The organism is Arthrobacter sp. R3-55, from assembly GCF_054161505.1.
In genome coordinates this window covers 4,110,302-4,126,686 of sequence record NZ_CP096423.1, presented here as the reverse complement: position 1 = coordinate 4,126,686, position 16,385 = coordinate 4,110,302, and the positions used below count along the sequence as shown (strand labels likewise).

Sequence of the window (16,385 nt, the reverse complement as noted above, 5' to 3'; positions counted from 1 at the left end):
ACCTAAAAGAAAGGGAGAACCATGTCCTCCACCAAGCACGTTGCCGTCATCGGAGGCGGCATCCTGGGCGTTTCCACCGCCGTCCACTTGCTCCGCCAAGGCGCCTCAGTCACCCTGCTGACCGAGCAAGGCCTGGCCAGCGAAGCCACGGGCCGGTCACTGTCCTGGCTCAACTCGGCGGGCGAACGCTCCACGCCGTACCACCAGCTGCGGGTAGCCGGAGTTGACCGCTACCGCACCCTTTTCGCCGCCGATCCCAGCCGTGAATGGCTGCAGTTCGGGGGTGGCCTCATGTGGAACGCCGCCGGCCAGGGCGAGGTCACCGAAGCCCGCCACGCCTATGAGAAGTCCATCGGCTACGACTCCAAGCTGCTGGCCCCGGAGGACGTTGCCTCCGTGACCTCCGGCATCGATTCCGCAGCAATTCCCGAGAACGCCATTTTCAACCCCGGCGAAGGATGGGTCAGCCTGCCGGACCTGGTGAACTTCCTCATGGAGGAATTCCACGCCCTGGGCGGCCGGTTGGTCCTTAACGCCGGCAAAGCCTCGGTGATGGTCGACGACGGCCGGGCCACCGGCGTCGAAACTGCAGGCGGTGAAACGTACCCCGCTGATGCCGTGCTGGTTGCCTGCGGTGCGGGGACCCCCGCTGTCGTGAAGCCGCTTGGCGTGGAGATCCCCAACGGTTCGCCGGTGTCCATGCTGGTGGTTACCAAACCGGTGGAGCACCAGGTCACTGCGGTGATGAATACTCCGCGGGCTGCTGTGCGCCCGAATCCGGGCAACACCTTCGCCTTGGATCACGACTGGTACGAAGAGCAGATCACCGAGCATGCCGATGGTTCCTTCACCATCCCGGATGACGTTGTCCAGGAGTTGGCGGACGAATCGTCCAAGCTCATTGCGGGTAATCCCGAGCTCAAGCCGGCCTCATGGAAGATCGGTTACAAACCCATCCCCGGTGACGGCGAACCGGTCTTCGGCGAACTCGGCCAAGTGCCCGGCTGCTTCGTTGCCTTCACCCACTCCGGCGCCACGCTGGGCCTGATCGCCGGTGAATTGCTGTCCGGTGAGATCCTGAGCGGGGAAAAGCACCCGATGCTGGCGACGTTCCGCCCCGGGCGTTTCTCCTAAGGCCGTCCCTAATAAAGGCCAACGGCCCCGATACGCCATCTGCATCAGCGTGTCGGGGCCGTTGGACTCTTTTTAGGTTGCTGTGGGCTCAGCAGCTGAGCGTGCCCTTGAGCACCTTGCCGGTCCAGACGTTGCTGGTGCCGGGGACTTTGTAGTAGCCACGGATTTCGTAGCTCCATGTGCCAATGATCTTTAGCCCGGATGTGTACGAATGGCCGGAGGCCTTGTTGAGGTCTCCCGTGAATTCGAGGTTGCCGTAACGGTCGAAGAGTTTGATGTCGTGGTAATTGGCGTGTTCCACGGCGCTGAAGGAGTTCACTGTGACAGTGGCGCGGATACCGAACGAGCAGGTCATGTGAACGCTGGCAGAGGCCGGAGCTGCGAGGCTCGCCGCGGAGAACTGCGGGCTTGCGTGGTCCGTGTCCGTGAACGCGGCGAATGCTGCCGCCGGTGCCGCAACCAGGCCGAGGAGGACTGCGATGCCGATCGCCAGGGTACGCAGGAAGCTGTTCCGCGTGATCATGGGGATCGTTCTCCTGCCTGTGCTTGTTCTGGCTGACTGGAACTACTCTGCCGCGGCAGGATCAAGAACCAATCCTGCAAACCCGCAACACTTCCTCAGGAAAAACTCAAGACTCCCGCACGTCACCAACTGAGCAGTTTCGGAGAAGCTTCCTGCCCGCCTGCACCGTAGCTTGGGGTTAACCGCAAGATCGTGCACCACAGCAAAGGACGGCATCATGGCTGAGACCGGAACATCTGATAAGACCAAGTCCTACGACGGCTTCACTGAGGAAGAGCGTGCGGCCATGAAGGAGCGCGCACAGGAACTGAAGAAGGCTCCTCGCAAGAAGGCAGGCAAAGCTGACGGTGAAGCCGACGTCATGGCCAAAATCGCGGAGATGCCCGAGGGGGACAAGGCCATTGCCGAGGCCCTCCACGCGATCGTCAAGGAACACGCGCCCGAACTCACTCCCAAAACCTGGTACGGAATGCCGGCCTATGCCAGGGACGGAAAGAACATCGTCTTCTTCCAAAGCTCCCACAAGTTCAAGGCCCGCTACGCCACGCTCGGGTTCGAGGAAAATGCCAAGCTCGACGACGGGGACATGTGGCCCACCTCGTTTGCCCTCAAGGAAGTCACGCCGGAGGTGGAAGCGAAGATCGTGGAGCTGATCAAGAGGGCGCTGGGTTAGCAGCCGGCTTCCGTAAACCCTAGGTCGGCTGGCTGTTGACCGGCGGCAGGTCCGGGTTCATGGGTTCAAGATCCGGATCTTCCGCCGTCCACACCTGCACGATGGCCCACGCGACCGCGGCAATGGGAACGGACAGTACGGCTCCGATGATCCCGGCGAGGATGGTGCCTGCCGTCAGGGCCATCAGAATGACCAGCGCGTGCAGCTCAAGGGACTTACCCATGACGACCGGCTGGAGAAGGTCACCTTCGAGCTGGTTGACGGCGATCACGGCGATCACCACGATCAGCGCCACGATGGGACCGTTGGCGACGAGTGCCACCAAAGCTGCGAGGATTCCGGCCACGGTGGCACCCACCAAGGGGATGAATGCGCCGATGAAAACGATGATCGCGAGGGGAACAGCCAGTGGCACTTGGAGGATGAGCAGGACCGCACCGATGGCTACCGTGTCCACCAGGGCGACGATCGCCGTGCCCCTGACGTAGCCGCCCAGGACCTCCATGGTGCGCTTGCCGACGCGGCGAAGCTTGGCCTCCCTGAGCCCTGTGAAGGGTCGCAGGAAGAACTCCCAGATTTTGGCGCCGTCCTTGAGGAAGAAGAACAGGATGACGATCACCAGGCTGGCCCCGGCAAGAAACTCGGTCACCACCGATAACCCGGTTACCGCGCCGGACCGCACCTGACTGCTTTGGGCAAACTCCACCGCGGCTTCACGTGCCTGGTTCAGTTGCTCCCGGTCGATCGGAAAAGGCCCTGTCAGCAGGAAGTTCTCCAACTCATCAAGGCCGGCCGCGGCCTTGCTGATCAGTTCGTCCCACTGGCTGCGCACGGAAAGGACGATCACCGTGATGACCCCGCCGAGCACTATCAGCAGGCCCAGGAAGGCGACGCCCGTTGCGAGACCTCCACGCCAGCCCCGCCGTCGAAGCATGTTGACGAACGGACCTATGGCCGCCGCGAGAATCAGGGCTATGAGCACCGGGATGACGAGCAGCCGGATCTGCAGCAGCCCGAAGATCGCTACCACCGTCAAGGTCAGGATGAGCAGTATTTGCGCTGCCCGGATGGAGGTCCGGCCCAAGGAGTCTTTCCAGAGCTCGGGTTTGCGTTGCTTTGGGATGGAAACGGGCGCCGTTTCCTTGTGGGCCGTCATGGTGGACTCCTGTTCGTTCGCATCGGTCAACCGACATGATCAAACATAAGCCTACTGACTATTGAGTTTTAGTGCGTCGGATCGGGATGCGGCGGTACGGGTCCGGGGTCGGGAACCGGTGAAGGGCCGGGAGTTGGGTTTGGGTCCGGGATGGGGCTGGGCGGGAATGGCGTAGTGGGGTCCGGCGGCGGTGGCACCGGCCCCGGGTCCGGGGGAAATGGCTCGGGCTCGTGAGTGGGAGGAAGGGTCATGATCTCTCCTTTGCGTACTCAGGTGTGTTGCTCCGGGCGGATACAGGCAGCCTACTCCGGGTTGCATGGCAGCTACAGGGGTTTCGGCATTTCCCGATTCTAGGTCATGTGACCTAGAATCGGGATCATGAATGATCGTCTCGAATTCGATCCCACTGGACCCGTGCTGATCGTGGGCGGGTATGGCACAGTCGGCACTGCACTCACGCAACTCATCGGGTCGCAGTGGCCGGTGCTCCTCACCGGCAGGAATCCAGGCAAGGGCAGCCACCTGGCAAGTGGAAACGTCTCCGTTTACAGGTGGGACCTCGGCCAGCCGGAACCCTTCGCAGCCAAGGTCAGGGCTGTCATCAGTACGGTGAATGATCCCGACGACAGGGTGCTCCGCGCAGCCGTCGGGGCAGGCATTCCTTATGTCGACCTCACCCGGTGGACCAGCCGTGTCACCAGGGCCATTGCCCAAGCCGCCCTCCTGCGGCCTGCAGCCCCTGTCCTGCTGAGCTCGGGCTGGATGGGCGGCGTGACCAACATCGTGGCGGCGGCCTTGGCCGACGAGGTTCGCGGTGCTGACAGCATCGATGTCGCCATCCGTTACGACATCAACGACCGCGCCGGAGTCGATTCCGTCGACTTCATGGACAGGCTGGGACTGGACTTTGAAGTACGCAAAGGCGGTAAGGCCGCCGTCGTACGTCCTTTGACCGATACCCGCTGGGTGGACATCGCCGGCCACCGCACCAAAGTGGCGCGGTTCGACACCCCCGAACAGTTCACCCTGCCGCTCACCCTTGGTGCTGGGTCGGTGGCCACGCGGATCGGTTTCAGTTCAAGGACGTCCACGACGGCGTTGCTCACCGCGGGTGCGGCGGGACTCTTCCGTTGGGGGAGCGGTGAGCGCTGGGCGCCCCTGCGGCGCTCCCTTTTGTACTCGCCCGGTTCCGGCGGAACCGCCCACATCCGCATCGACGTGACAGGGCCGGGCGGGACCCGAACGGCCGTTATCTCAGATCCGCAAGGCCAGGCCCACCTCACCGCAGTGGGCGGATTCCTGGGGCTCCACAACGTCATGTCCAGCCATGCCACGCCGGGCGTTTCCTTCCCGGAATCGGCTCCGGACCATGGTTCTGCGCTCGCAAAGCTTGAATCGCATGGTGTGACAATATTGAGGTCATGACCGAAAGCAAGGGCGCCCTGAGGAAGGCGGCGCTCCTTGATGCTGCCGAAGAAGTTCTGGTCACCAAAGGCAACGCGAACGCTGCCATGCGGGATTTCGCCGCCGCCGCAGGAGTGCGGATCGGGCACCTGCAGCACTACTTTCCAACCCGCTCGGACCTCATCCGTGCTGTCCTTGAGCGAAGCTTGGAGCGATCGCTCAGGCGGCTTGAAGATAGTGCAGGGTTCGACCTCCATTCGGAGGCCGCAGGCACGTTGTCCCATGATGATTCCTACCGTCTGCTCACAGCACTGCTCCACGAGCACTCGGAAATGGCCGATGTCAGGATGCACCTTGAAATTTGGGCGCTGGCGGCCTCGGATGAACAGGCGGCCGGTGCCCTGCGCTCTTTCTACACTCAGTACGCGGCGCACGTTCAAGGTGTGGTCCGGCGCGGCAGGCCGGAACTGCCGGAGCCGTCCCTTGTGGGCCTTGCCGCCGCGATCGTCAGCCTTTTTGAAGGAGCAGCCGTCACACGCTCGGACATCGCGGGCTTGCGAACCGGGTCCGGCGACGACGCCATCATCCGCACCGCCCAATGGTTGATCCACGGACAGGAGCCCACCCAGTGACCTGGCTTGTGCCAACACCTGCCCAGCTCCGCTGGCAGCAACTCGAATTCGGCGTCTTCATCCACTTCGGCATCAACACCTTCGCCGGCAAAGAGTGGAGCGACGGCACCATCCCGGCGTCGGTCTTCAACCCGTCGGAGCTCGACGCCGCAAGTTGGGTGCGTACGGCCAAGGAAGCAGGTGCGAGGTACTTCATCCTCACAGCCAAGCACCACGACGGATTTTGCCTCTGGCCCACCTCGACCACTGACTACTCCGTGGCAACCGCACTGTGGCGCGACGGCAAAGGTGATGTGGTCCGCGAGGTCGCGGACGCCTGTGCCGATCAAGGGATGGGGCTGGGCCTCTACCTGTCTCCCTGGGACCGGAATGCCGGGTGCTACAGCGATCCCGCAGCGTATGACGACTTCTATGTCCAGCAGCTCACTGAACTCTGCACCGGTTACGGGCCCCTCATGGAACTGTGGTTCGACGGAGCGGGGTCCGTGGGCCGGGAATACGACTGGGACCGGATCATCGGGGTGGTTAAGGAACACCAGCCGGACGCGATGATTTTCAACATGGGCCAGCCCACCATCCGCTGGGTGGGTAATGAGAACGGATTGGCGTCGGATCCGGTGAACTACGTGGTGGACCGAACGTCCGATACCCAGTACACCGAGTCCACCTCGGGGCTGCGGGCCGAACACTATCTGCCGCCGGAGTGCGATGTTTCCCTCCGCCGCGGCTGGTTCTGGCACCCGGACGACCAACCCAAATCCACCGAACACCTGCTCGCCATCTACTACCAATCCGTGGGAATGGGGGCGAACCTCCTGCTGAATCTTCCCCCGGACAGCCGCGGGCTCATTCCTGAGCAGGATTCTGCGAGGCTCCGCGAGTGGAAGAGGGAATTGGACCGTCGCCTTTCCGGGGCTGTTGAGGCAACCGTGGAACATTACGACGGCGGAGCGCTCCTGACCTTTCCGGCTGCGGTGACGTTCAACCATGTGGAGCTTGCGGAGGATCTGGGCATGGGGCAGCGGATTACACAGCACTCGGTGTTGGCTGGGGGCGTTGGTGATGGTGATGAGGGCCTTGCTGGTGACGGGGCTGGTGGAGACGGGGGTGGTGGAGCTGTCCTTGTTGAGGGGAAGACGGTGGGCAACCGGCGGATCCACCAACTGCCCGCTGTCACCGCAAAAAGGTTGCACGTGAAACTAAACGGCGGGGGTCGGCTGAAATCGGCACGAGTCTACACCGGAGCCCTGGATGCTGGAGTTCCCATGATTCCCGAAGGATACGAGGCCCCCACGGACGCGCCGGACTAGTTCCCTTGGGCCTGCTCCGGTTGCTGCGAGCCCCGTGCCGGGCAACAGGCCTAATAATGTCAGTGCCTCCTACGAGAGTTGGGGCATGAAGCAGATCCGGGCAAGGCAAGCACAGGCAGCGGCGTCAGCTGTGCCTGCCGGTTCCTTGTCCCGTGGGGTGGCTCAGCCCGGGACCATCAGCGGTGACCTGATTGCTCAGTTGCGGGTGCTGGAGGAAATGAAGTCGGCTATTTCCGGTTTGCAGGCCCAGATTGCCGTGGCCTTTGACTTGGCGCAGCGGGCCGAGCAGGCCGAGGCCGGAGTGCCGGCGGCCGAACGTGGCAAGGGTGTCGGTGCGCAGCTGGCGTTGGCCAGGCGGGAATCACCGAACCGCGGCTCACGGTTGTTGGGCCTTGCCAAAGCGTTGGTCACGGAGATGCCGCGGACCCTGGCGGCGTTGAACAAAGGCCTGCTCAATGAGTGGCGGGCCACGCTGCTGGTCAAGGAAACAGCCTGCCTGTCCGTCGAAGACCGGGCCGCGGTGGATGAAGAGCTCGCCCCTGATGCCGGGACGTTCGAGGGCGCCGGAGACAAAGCCATCATCGCGGCCGCGAAGGCCGCTGCGTATCGTCGGGATCCGCGGTCCGTGGCCCAGCGCGCCAGCCACGCCGCCACCGAACGAACCGTAAGCCTGCGACCGGCACCGGACACCATGACGTACCTGACCGCGCTGCTACCGGTCGCCCAAGGCGTGGCCGTGTATGCGGCACTGACCCGCGCGGCTGATTCGGCCCGTTCCCGCGGTTGGGTCGCAGGGTCCGGCGGTGGCGCGGGCTCCGGCGGTGGCGCGGGCTCCGGCGGTGCTGCCGGGTCCGGGAGTGTCCCGACCCGCGGGCAGATCATGGCTGACACCTTGGTCCAGCGCGTCACCGGCACCCCGGGCGGGGTCTCCGGGGTTGAACTCCAAGTCGTCATGACCGACCGGACCCTGTTCCAAGGAGACTCCGAACCGGCCCGGCTCCACGGCTACGGCATCGTCCCCGCACCCTGGGCAAGAACCCTGATCGGCGCAGCAGAAGAGACACCAGCACGAGGAAAACAACCACGAGGTGCTGCACCGCCCCACGCGAAGCTCCCGGACCACCCGACAGGCTACCCGTCCCCGCCCGATCTACGGCGAACACCCGGACAGAAGCAGGAGTTCAAGGTCTGGCTCCGGCGGCTCTACACCGCACCCGACACCGGCGAGTTGTTGGCCATGGACTCCAAAGCCAGGCTCTTCCCGCAGCGGCACCGGCGATTCATCGAAGCCCGCGACCATACCTGCCGCACACCCTACTGTGACGCGCCTATCCGGCATATCGATCACGTCGTGCCGTGGCGCTCCGGCGGGGCCACCACCGTGGACAACGCAGCAGGGCTCTGCGAAGCCTGCAACCACACCAAAGAAAACCCCGGCTGGAACGCCACACCCCTGCCCGAAGACACCCACGCCCTGAGCACCCACACCCTGAGCACCCACACCCTGAGCATCAGCACCCCCACCGGACACACCTACCAATCCAAAGCCCCACCACTACCCGGACACAGACCCTCCAGAACGTGATGAAGGACAGTGTGATCACGACGCGATGCGGGGCCTTGCACCTGTGCGGTGAAAAAACCTCACGGGGTGCCAACCGGCTGCCGTGAAGAGCGCAGCAGAAAGTTTTTAAAAAAACTTTGTAACCGGCGTAACCCTTTGGAGCACCGCGTCGATTACGTCTGTGAAAGGGCCGAGCTGGAATTTGTCCCCCATCATGTTCCAGCTCGGCTCTTCCTTGTCCGCAGTAGTTTTTTCGCGGACAAGCGGGTCCTCCCTGTGGATGGCCCGGCAGAGCAGATACCCTTGGTGGGGTCGTCCGTCGTACAAGGCTGATGACCTGGCTGGAAAGCCACGGACCTGCCGCCGATCGAAAGTCCCACAACTGTGACCGACGCATTGACCGACGAAGCGCTTAATGCGCTCAGGGGCAATACCGCGGAACTGTTCAGCGCCGTTTACCAGGCTTACGCAGGCCAGGTCCTCGGCTATCTGACGGCCAAAGGCGTGCCCGATCCTGAAGCAAGTACGCAGGACGTGTTCCTGGCAGTGTTGCCGCGGCTCGATGACCTCAGCGGTGGTGTCAGTGGCCTGCGGACTTTCATCTTCTCGGTGGCCCATGCACGCATGGTTGATGAGCATCGGAAGCAAAGCCGGGCGCCGATCCAGCACGAGTTCGAGCCCGAACGGGACACCCGCGAATCGAGCTCTGCCGAGGCTGAAGCTTTGTCCAAACTGGCGCCATACGAGGTTGCGGCGCTTCTGGACACTCTGGGCGACGAGCAACGGGAGGTCCTGAACCTCCGCATTGTGGCCGGCCTGACGGTTGAACAGGTAGCCGACATCATGGGGAAATCCGCTGGCGCAGTCAAGCAATTACAGCGCCGGGCCCTCATTACGCTCCGTGAGCATTCGGCAGTAAAGGAATATGTGTCGCCATGACATACAGGGATACAGAACGCGAAGCGATCGTGGACGGGCTCTTGCTCGACGCCGATCTCGCCGATGCTTCGGACGTCCGGCAAGCGCTGGTTTCGCTCGGTGCCTTCGCCAACCTTTCGGCCCCCGCTCCCAGCCCGGAACTCGCGGCCATGATCGCCGGCCCGCACGACGAACTCTCCAAGCGCCGTTGGCGCCACCAGCACCGGACCGCGATGGTCAGTATTGCAGTGGTGGCTGCCATGGGACTTGGGGTCAGCGGCGTGGCCGCGGCCAGTTCGGGCTTCACCCGGAACCCGTCGTTCATTGACCAGCTCATCAGCAACTTCCAGCCCCAGCCACCTGTGGCGGCACCCGAACTGCCATCGCCCGATGCTCCTCGGGTCAGTACGGAGCCTGCACCCGCCGCAGATCCCGCGCCCGCCGCAGATCCCGCATCAGTTCCGTCTCCCTCAACGGGGCAGTCGATTCCCGTCCCCGCGGCGGCGTCCGCTGATAACGCGGCACAGGCACAGGCACAGGCGCCCGTCGTCCCTGCTGCTCCTGCTCCGAAGCCAGCGAACCCTGCCCTGCCGAACCATGCCCTGCCGAACCCTGCGCAGCCACACCATCCAGTTCAAGCGCCCGCCCCGGAACCGCAGGCGAGGCTCAACCAGACCACGCAGCGAGTACCGGATGCCACCAACGTGGAGGTGCCAAAAACCGACACTGGAAAGCCGGCCAAGTCCGGAACCAGCACCAAGCAAGGGACCAGCGTCAAGCAAGGGCCGCTGCATCCGTCGGCGTCGGAAAAGCGCACCGAAGAAGAGTTCCAGTCCGTGATGGACAAGTGGAAGAAGTGGCTGAAGCAGGGGCACCGCTAGGCGCGCATTCCTATACCAGGACCTGGGTAGGCTTGGCTCATGATGCATGTCAACGATCCGGCCGTCGTCGAACGATTGATGCGAACAAAAGGCACCTGGGCAATTGTGGGCCTGAGTACCAACCAGTGGCGCTCCGCCTACGACGTCTCGTTGTACGTCCGGGACAAGATGGGCATGGAAATCATCCCCGTTAACCTCAAGGGCGAGGACGTGCACGGTGAGAAGGGGTACAAGTCCCTGGCGGAGATTCCGGAAAGCCGTCACCCCATTGACGTCGTTGACTGCTTCGTCAACTCCCAGCGCGTCGGCGCAGTGATCGACCAAGCGATTGCCATCGGTGCCAAGGCTGTGTGGCTCCAGCTGGGCGTATTCGACGACGAAGCCACCCAGCGTGCCAAGGACGCGGGCCTGGAAGTGGTAGTAAACTCCTGCCCGGCGCGTGAAGGTTGGCACTACGGCTTGTGATTCCCGGCCGGATTCCTCTGTTAGATTGCACCTGGATCATTTCTTGAGTCTTGGGGGACAGCCATGTCAGGCGGCCATTCTGCGGTGCCATTTTCCACTCCCGGCAGACGGGCGGCCCTCGGAATCCTGGGCGCTTCCCTGCTGGCCGGGCTGACTGCCTGCACAGGAGCTGAAAGTTCGACGCCGGCGCTGGCGCCCAGTGGCGCTGCCGGCTCGCCTGAGGCGCCCGGCCCGAATGGTGCGCTGGCCGTCGGAGGCGAGATTCCGACGTCGTCCGCTTCACCGATCCCTACCGCGACCCCCACGCCGACCAAGCGCATCCGGCGGTCCTTCATCCCGGACTACCAGCTCCCACCGATCACGGGCGGGCTGGCACCTGTGATTACCAAGATTCAGACCAAGCACCCGGTGGTTTTCCTGACCATTGACGATGGCAACATCAAGACCCCCGAATCCGTGAAGCTGATGGCGGAGTACGACTACCCCGCCTCGCTCTTCCTCACCAAGGACACGGTGGCTGATGATCCTGCCTTCTTCAACGCGTTCAAGGCCCAAGGCAGTTTGGTCGAGAACCACACCGTCAGCCACAACATCAACATGGTGCGGCAGTGGGGGTACCAGCAGCAGTTGAACGACATGGTGGGAATGCAGGAGTACGCCTTTGCAAACTACGGCCGCCGCCCCACTCTGTTCAGGCCGCCGGGCGGCGCGTACTCCACTGTGATGCGCCAAGCCGTAGCTGACGCAGGGATGAAGGCGATAGTGACGTGGGAAGCCAAGGCGAACGCCGGGAAGATGGACTACCAAGTGGGCAACTCCTTGCGCCCCGGTGACATCGTGCTCATGCATTTCCGTGCCGAGTTTGCCGCGGACCTCGCTGCTTTCCGGGCTGCCCAGCTGGCCGCGGGACTGGAAGTGGTGTTGCTGGAGGACTTCCTGGGCGTTGCGTAGGCGCCGCGCCGGTGTGATGGGAAACCAGTAGGCTCGCTCCATGGACGTTTCCACCCTTCGCGAGATTTGCCTCGGTTTTCCGGGCGCGTTCGAAGACTTCCCGTTCGGTCCCGAGACTTCGGTGTTCAAGGTCCGTTCCGCCGTCGCGGGTGGTTCGCGTCAGGAGGCCAAAATGTTCGCTCTTTCCACCATGGATCCGGACAACTGGTCCGTGAGCCTGAAGTGCGAGCCGGCGCTGGCGGAGCAGCTCCGGGCAGCCAACCCTGAAATCACCGGCGCCTGGCATATGAACAAGACCCATTGGAACGGTGTGCGACTGGACGGGGCCCTGGCCGATGACATGATCCGGGACATGGTGGAGGACTCGTACGACCTCGTGGTGGCCACCCTGAGCCGCAAGCAGCAAGAGCAACTTGGTTGGGCCCGCCTCGCAAACCCAAAGGGCAACTGACACGCCTGCGCACACCCTCCCCACGGCGCTGACATGGGACTAGATTGATACTGCATACCTAAGGACCTCAGCCACGGGCTGGTCAGGAGCGGTTTGATGCTGGATCAGAAGACACTGGACCACCTATGGAATTTTCGCGATCCGGCAGCCTCGGAGGCCGCATTCCGCGCCGCAATGATCGAGGACACGTACGACGCCGATGAACGCGCTGAGTTGGCAACCCAGCTTGGGCGGGCCATCAGCCTGCAGGGCCGGTACGAGGAAGCCGATGCGCTCCTGGACGGCATCGACGACGACGAGCCAACAGTAGGTGTTCGTATCCTCCTTGAGCGCGGGCGGGTTTTGAACGCCGGCGGACGTCCGGCCATGGCTGTGCCACTCCTGGAGCAGGCAGCGGAGTTGGCGGACCATCTTGGTGAGGAATTCCTGGCTGTGGATGCACTCCACATGCTCTCCCTCGCGGATGACGCGCATGCCGAAGTGTGGATGCGAAGTGCCTTGGAATATGCCTCCACGGCCCATGATGAGCGAACCAAGCACTGGATGATCGTTTTGCACGTTGCACTTGGCACGTTTCTGCGGGGTAAAAAGCGGCTCACGGAGGCCCTGGTGGAGTTCCAATTGGCCGAACAATGGGCGGAACGACTGGGATCCGAGGCCCATGGAGCTTTGGCCCGGGAAGCCATCACCGAGTGCGGAAAGGCGCTCGCGGAGGGACCGTAGAAAGATCACGCTTTGACAAATGTTGATCGAAACTGCCGCGAAATATTGATTTTCGATCATTCGTGGTGAATTATGTCACAGAAGGTTGGTGCTGCCAGAGCGCCAACCCAGACTGTCTGACTGAACGGCTTTCCCGCCGCAACAGTCGACACTACGAGTCACTGGAGGGTTTAGAAATGAACGTTCAGCACCAGTCCGTCGGTCGCCGTGGATTCCTGCGCGGAGCACTCGCTGCAGCCGTGCTCGTGCCCATGGGGGGAACCATTGCTTCATGCGCAGCAGGTGGCGGCACCACAACCACCGGCCCCACGGGCACCGTCTCCGAGACCAACCCGTTCGGCATGGCAGACAAGGCCGCCCTCGACGCCGTGATCTTCAAGGGTGGCTACGGGATCGACTACGTCGAGTTCGCCGGCAAGATCTTCGAAAAGACGCATGAGGGCTCCACCGCCAAGATTTCCCCGTCCACGGATATCGCCCAGGAACTCCAGCCGCGCTTCGTCGGTGGCAACCCGCCGGACCTGATCGACAACTCCGGCGCGAAGGCGATCGGCTTCAGCACCATCCTTGCCCAGCTTGAAGACCTCACCAGCGTTGTGGAGGCCAAGAACCTTGAGGGCAAGGTCATCAAGGACACCCTGTACACAGGCGTACTGGCTCCGGGCACTTTTGACGGCAAGCTTGCCGCACTGAACTACGTCCTGACCGTCTTTGCCGTGTGGTACTCCGATTCCCTCCTCAAGGAGAACGGCTGGACCGTTCCCAAGACCTGGGATGAGATGTACGCGCTCGGCGAGCAGGCCAAGGCCAAGGGCAAGTACCTCTTCGTCTGGGGCAAGGAAGCGGCCACGTACTACCAAGAACTGGCCATCGCCTCCGCCATCAAGGAAGGCGGCGACGACGTTCGCCTCGCCTTGGAGAACCTCAAGGCAGATTGCTGGTCGCACCCGGCCATCCAGTCCGTCTTCACGGCCCTGGACAAGATCGTCAAGGCCGGCTTCTTCAAGCCCGGCGGCTCCGGCACCCAGTTCACGGCCGCCCAGGCACAGTGGAGCAACGCCCAGGAGGCTGTGTTCTACCCCTCGGGTTCCTGGATCGAAAACGAAATGAAGGACCAGACCAAGGCCGGCTTCAACATGATGGGCGCCCCGGCCCCGTCCGTGAGTGCCAGCCCCAAGATGCCCCAGACAGCACTCCACAGCGCTGCCGGCGAGCCGTTCATTGTTCCGAGCCAGGGCAAGAACGCCGCCGGAGGCAAGGAACTGCTCCGGATCATGCTCTCCAAGGAAGCGGCTACCAACTTCGCCAAAACCAAGCTCGCGCCCACGATCGTCAAGGACACCGTCCCTGCCGATGGTTTCGGGTCCACAGCCTTGGTTTCGCAGACGAAGATGCTCAGTGACGCCGGCGAGGACATCTACACCTGGAACTTCATCGACCTGTACGGCACCAACAAGGACCAGCTGGTGGTTTGGAACACCTTCCTGGACGGCAAGTCCGACGTTGCAACGCTCACCTCCGCACTCCAGAACATCACCGACAAGGTCCGCAACGACAGCTCGGTCAAGAAGATCGAAGTGAAGTGACGTCAGTGAAAACTCAGCAGAGCCGGAACGACGACGGCCTGGCCGCCGTCGTTCCGGCGCCGGCTCCACCGCAAGTGATTAAGCGGCGGCGGAAGCCGTTGACGTGGGACAAGGTCAGTTTCTTTGCGGTCTTCCTCGGACTGCCGTTGGCGATCTACCTCTTGTTCGTCATTTGGCCGTTCATCCAGGCCTTCGGATACTCGCTGACGGACTGGTCCGGTTTTTCGCCGAACCAGAACTTCATCGGCCTTGAAAACTATGTGAAGATCTTTACCGACGACATCTTCATGAAGGCGATGTCCAACAACATCGTCCTGGTGATCTTCCTCCCGATCATCACCATCATCCTGAGCTTGGTGCTTGCCTCGCTGGTGACAGTGGGTGGAAGCAGCAAAGGCCAGATCAAGGGTTTGCGCAATTCCAGCTTCTACCGCGTGGTCTCGTTCTTCCCGTACACCATTCCCGCAGTAGCCATTGGCATCATGTGGGGGCAGATCTACGATCCCTCCGGTGGTCTGCTGAACGGCATCCTCACCGGAATGGGCCTGGACCAGTTCAAGGACTTCGCTTGGCTGGGTGATAAGAACACCGCCATGATCGCCACCATGTTCGTGATCGTGTGGGGCTTTGTGGGCTTCTACATGGTCCTGTTCGTGGCCGGCATCAAAGGCATTCCTGCCGAGCTTTTCGAAGCCGCCAGGATCGACGGCGCGGGCCGCTTCCGCACCGCAATGTCCATCACCATCCCGCTGATCCGCGACAACATCCAGACCGCCTACATCTACATGGGCATCCTGGCTTTGGATGCGTTCGTCTACATGGCTGCGTTGAATTCCGGCGGTGGCCCGGACAACTCCACGCTGGTCATGGCACAGCAGCTCTTCTTCACTGCCTTCAGCAAGGGCCAGTTCGGCCTCGCCAGCGCCATGGGCGTTGTGCTGGCGGTTGCCACGCTGATCTTCTCCGGATTGGTGTTCCTGGTCAACCGGCTCACCGGCGGCGATAAGGATGTGAGCCTGTAATGAGTACCAAAGTCTCAACGCCGGAAATGAAGTCACTGCACTTCCAGCCCCGGACCCCGGCAACCACCAAGGGCGACAAAGTAGTGGGAGCGGTGTCCCACACCGCGCTGACCATCTGGACCTTGATCGTTATCCTGCCGCTCCTGTGGACGTTCATGTCCTCGTTCAAGACGTCCAGCGAGATCTTTGCTTCACCGTTCGCTTTGCCCGGTGAATGGAAGCTGGACAACTACGTCAAGGCCTGGAGCGACGCCGGCATCGGCAGCGCCTTCCTGAACTCGATCGTCGTAGTGGCGGCAGCGCTGGTGATTGTCATGGTCCTCGGTGCCATGTGTGCGTACGTGCTGGCCCGGTACACCTTCCGTGGCAGCAGGGCCATCTACTATCTGATGCTCGCCGGGCTGACGTTCCCGATCTTCCTCGCCATGGTGCCGTTGTTCTTCGTGCTGAAGAACATGGGGCTCCTGAACACCCTGCCCGGCCTGATCCTGGTGTACGTGGGCTTCGCGCTTCCGTTCACGGTGTTCTTCCTGTTCTCCTTCTTCAAGTCGCTGCCGCACGAAATCACTGAAGCGGCGGCCCTTGATGGGGCAGGGGAGTGGCGGACGTTCTTCCAGGTGATGTTGCCGATGGCCAAGCCGGGCCTTGCCTCGGTTGCCATCTTCAACTTCCTGGGCCTGTGGAACCAGTTCCTGATTCCGGTGTCCATCAACGCTGCCGGCCCGCGCGTCCTTTCCCAGGAACTCGCAGCCTTCGCGGGTCAAATGGGCTACGCCGTGGACTACGGCGCACTGTTCGCAGCCGTCAGCGTTACGGTCATTCCGGTGCTCATCGTGTACGTGATCTTCCAGCGCCAGCTGCAGGGTTCCGTTTCGCAGGGCACCTCCAAGTAGTTCGAAAAGTAGTGCACCCAAGCTAACAAACAGCGTTCGACGGCGGTCCCCACCTTATGGTGCGGGCCGCCGTCGGGCGTTAAACCTGAAAAGATGGAA

Annotated in this window: 17 protein-coding genes; 15 read left to right on the top strand and 2 right to left on the bottom strand. The window is 62.5% G+C overall.

Annotated elements, in window-relative coordinates; translation table 11 throughout:
- Nucleotides 1-21 precede the first annotated feature (21 nt).
- Nucleotides 22-1,134 carry an NAD(P)/FAD-dependent oxidoreductase gene (locus M1D51_RS18805; protein WP_458107575.1) on the top strand — a complete coding sequence of 371 codons (1,113 nt, stop codon included), beginning with the start codon at nt 22-24 and terminating at the stop codon, nt 1,132-1,134.
- Nucleotides 1,135-1,222: 88 nt separating this feature from the next.
- On the opposite strand, the gene M1D51_RS18800 is transcribed toward M1D51_RS18805, so the two are convergent.
- Nucleotides 1,223-1,657 (bottom strand): SipW-dependent-type signal peptide-containing protein, encoded by a 435-nt coding sequence (locus tag M1D51_RS18800; RefSeq protein WP_172322654.1) that lies wholly within the window; start codon nt 1,655-1,657, stop codon nt 1,223-1,225.
- 217 nt (nt 1,658-1,874) lie between these two features.
- Here M1D51_RS18800 and M1D51_RS18795 point away from each other — a divergent pair, with 217 nt between their 5' ends.
- A complete protein-coding gene (locus M1D51_RS18795; protein ID WP_458107574.1) occupies nt 1,875-2,330 on the top strand; it encodes an iron chaperone in 456 nt (151 codons plus the stop codon).
- Between the two features lie 19 nt (nt 2,331-2,349).
- Here the strand turns inward: M1D51_RS18795 and M1D51_RS18790 are convergent, their stop codons facing one another.
- Nucleotides 2,350-3,486, bottom strand: coding sequence for an AI-2E family transporter (locus M1D51_RS18790; RefSeq protein ID WP_458107573.1), 1,137 nt, complete (start codon nt 3,484-3,486; stop codon nt 2,350-2,352).
- 378 nt (nt 3,487-3,864) lie between these two features.
- Here M1D51_RS18790 and M1D51_RS18785 point away from each other — a divergent pair, with 378 nt between their 5' ends.
- The 13 genes from M1D51_RS18785 (at nt 3,865) to M1D51_RS18725 (ending at nt 16,286) form a co-directional block, all read left to right on the top strand.
- Complete coding sequence (locus M1D51_RS18785; RefSeq protein WP_458107572.1) at nt 3,865-4,911, top strand: saccharopine dehydrogenase; 1,047 nt, start codon at nt 3,865-3,867, stop codon at nt 4,909-4,911.
- A complete protein-coding gene (locus M1D51_RS18780; RefSeq protein WP_458107571.1) occupies nt 4,908-5,522 on the top strand; it encodes a TetR family transcriptional regulator in 615 nt (204 codons plus the stop codon). Before M1D51_RS18785 ends, M1D51_RS18780 begins: the two co-directional genes overlap by 4 nt.
- Nucleotides 5,519-6,832, top strand: coding sequence for an alpha-L-fucosidase (locus M1D51_RS18775; protein ID WP_458107570.1), 1,314 nt, complete (start codon nt 5,519-5,521; stop codon nt 6,830-6,832). The genes M1D51_RS18780 and M1D51_RS18775 overlap by 4 nt, the downstream gene beginning before the upstream one ends.
- Before the next feature lie 85 nt (nt 6,833-6,917).
- The gene (locus tag M1D51_RS18770) at nt 6,918-8,417 is read left to right on the top strand and encodes an HNH endonuclease (RefSeq protein ID WP_458107569.1); all 1,500 of its coding nucleotides are present in this window, start codon (nt 6,918-6,920) and stop codon (nt 8,415-8,417) included.
- A 363-nt stretch (nt 8,418-8,780) separates the two neighbouring features.
- The gene (locus M1D51_RS18765) at nt 8,781-9,335 is read left to right on the top strand and encodes an RNA polymerase sigma factor (RefSeq protein WP_458107568.1); all 555 of its coding nucleotides are present in this window, start codon (nt 8,781-8,783) and stop codon (nt 9,333-9,335) included.
- The gene (locus tag M1D51_RS18760) at nt 9,332-10,195 is read left to right on the top strand and encodes a hypothetical protein (RefSeq protein ID WP_458107567.1); all 864 of its coding nucleotides are present in this window, start codon (nt 9,332-9,334) and stop codon (nt 10,193-10,195) included. Before M1D51_RS18765 ends, M1D51_RS18760 begins: the two co-directional genes overlap by 4 nt.
- Before the next feature lie 39 nt (nt 10,196-10,234).
- Nucleotides 10,235-10,660 carry a CoA-binding protein gene (locus M1D51_RS18755; RefSeq protein WP_172326107.1) on the top strand — a complete coding sequence of 142 codons (426 nt, stop codon included), beginning with the start codon at nt 10,235-10,237 and terminating at the stop codon, nt 10,658-10,660.
- Nucleotides 10,661-10,744: 84 nt separating this feature from the next.
- On the top strand, nt 10,745-11,611 hold the full coding sequence (locus M1D51_RS18750; protein ID WP_458107566.1) for a polysaccharide deacetylase family protein: 867 nt from the start codon (nt 10,745-10,747) through the stop codon (nt 11,609-11,611).
- A 40-nt stretch (nt 11,612-11,651) separates the two neighbouring features.
- A complete protein-coding gene (locus tag M1D51_RS18745; RefSeq protein ID WP_172324316.1) occupies nt 11,652-12,062 on the top strand; it encodes an MmcQ/YjbR family DNA-binding protein in 411 nt (136 codons plus the stop codon).
- Nucleotides 12,063-12,158: 96 nt separating this feature from the next.
- Entirely contained in the window at nt 12,159-12,785 is a 627-nt protein-coding gene (locus tag M1D51_RS18740; RefSeq protein ID WP_172324317.1) for a tetratricopeptide repeat protein, read from the top strand.
- A gap of 176 nt (nt 12,786-12,961) precedes the next feature.
- Nucleotides 12,962-14,371, top strand: coding sequence for an N-acetylglucosamine/diacetylchitobiose ABC transporter substrate-binding protein (gene ngcE / locus M1D51_RS18735; RefSeq protein ID WP_172324318.1), 1,410 nt, complete (start codon nt 12,962-12,964; stop codon nt 14,369-14,371).
- A 5-nt stretch (nt 14,372-14,376) separates the two neighbouring features.
- The gene (locus M1D51_RS18730; protein WP_354228944.1) at nt 14,377-15,393 is read left to right on the top strand and encodes a carbohydrate ABC transporter permease; all 1,017 of its coding nucleotides are present in this window, start codon (nt 14,377-14,379) and stop codon (nt 15,391-15,393) included.
- Nucleotides 15,393-16,286 (top strand): carbohydrate ABC transporter permease, encoded by an 894-nt coding sequence (locus M1D51_RS18725; RefSeq protein ID WP_172324320.1) that lies wholly within the window; start codon nt 15,393-15,395, stop codon nt 16,284-16,286. Before M1D51_RS18730 ends, M1D51_RS18725 begins: the two co-directional genes overlap by 1 nt.
- The last annotated feature ends 99 nt before the right edge of the window (nt 16,287-16,385 follow it).

Excerpts from the sequence above, each read along its gene's own strand:
- ngcE (WP_172324318.1), top strand. The coding sequence starts at position 12,962 with ATGAACGTTCAGCACCAGTCCGTCGGTCGCCGTGGATTCCTGCGCGGA.
- M1D51_RS18740 (WP_172324317.1), top strand. The coding sequence starts at position 12,159 with ATGCTGGATCAGAAGACACTGGACCACCTATGGAATTTTCGCGATCCG.
- M1D51_RS18725 (WP_172324320.1), top strand. The coding sequence starts at position 15,393 with ATGAGTACCAAAGTCTCAACGCCGGAAATGAAGTCACTGCACTTCCAG.
- M1D51_RS18805 (WP_458107575.1), top strand. The coding sequence starts at position 22 with ATGTCCTCCACCAAGCACGTTGCCGTCATCGGAGGCGGCATCCTGGGC.
- M1D51_RS18785 (WP_458107572.1), top strand. The coding sequence starts at position 3,865 with ATGAATGATCGTCTCGAATTCGATCCCACTGGACCCGTGCTGATCGTG.
- M1D51_RS18780 (WP_458107571.1), top strand. The coding sequence starts at position 4,908 with ATGACCGAAAGCAAGGGCGCCCTGAGGAAGGCGGCGCTCCTTGATGCT.
- M1D51_RS18770 (WP_458107569.1), top strand. The coding sequence starts at position 6,918 with ATGAAGCAGATCCGGGCAAGGCAAGCACAGGCAGCGGCGTCAGCTGTG.
- M1D51_RS18760 (WP_458107567.1), top strand. The coding sequence starts at position 9,332 with ATGACATACAGGGATACAGAACGCGAAGCGATCGTGGACGGGCTCTTG.
- M1D51_RS18800 (WP_172322654.1), bottom strand. The coding sequence starts at position 1,657 with ATGATCACGCGGAACAGCTTCCTGCGTACCCTGGCGATCGGCATCGCA.
- M1D51_RS18790 (WP_458107573.1), bottom strand. The coding sequence starts at position 3,486 with ATGACGGCCCACAAGGAAACGGCGCCCGTTTCCATCCCAAAGCAACGC.
- M1D51_RS18745 (WP_172324316.1), top strand. The coding sequence starts at position 11,652 with ATGGACGTTTCCACCCTTCGCGAGATTTGCCTCGGTTTTCCGGGCGCG.
- M1D51_RS18795 (WP_458107574.1), top strand. The coding sequence starts at position 1,875 with ATGGCTGAGACCGGAACATCTGATAAGACCAAGTCCTACGACGGCTTC.
- M1D51_RS18755 (WP_172326107.1), top strand. The coding sequence starts at position 10,235 with ATGATGCATGTCAACGATCCGGCCGTCGTCGAACGATTGATGCGAACA.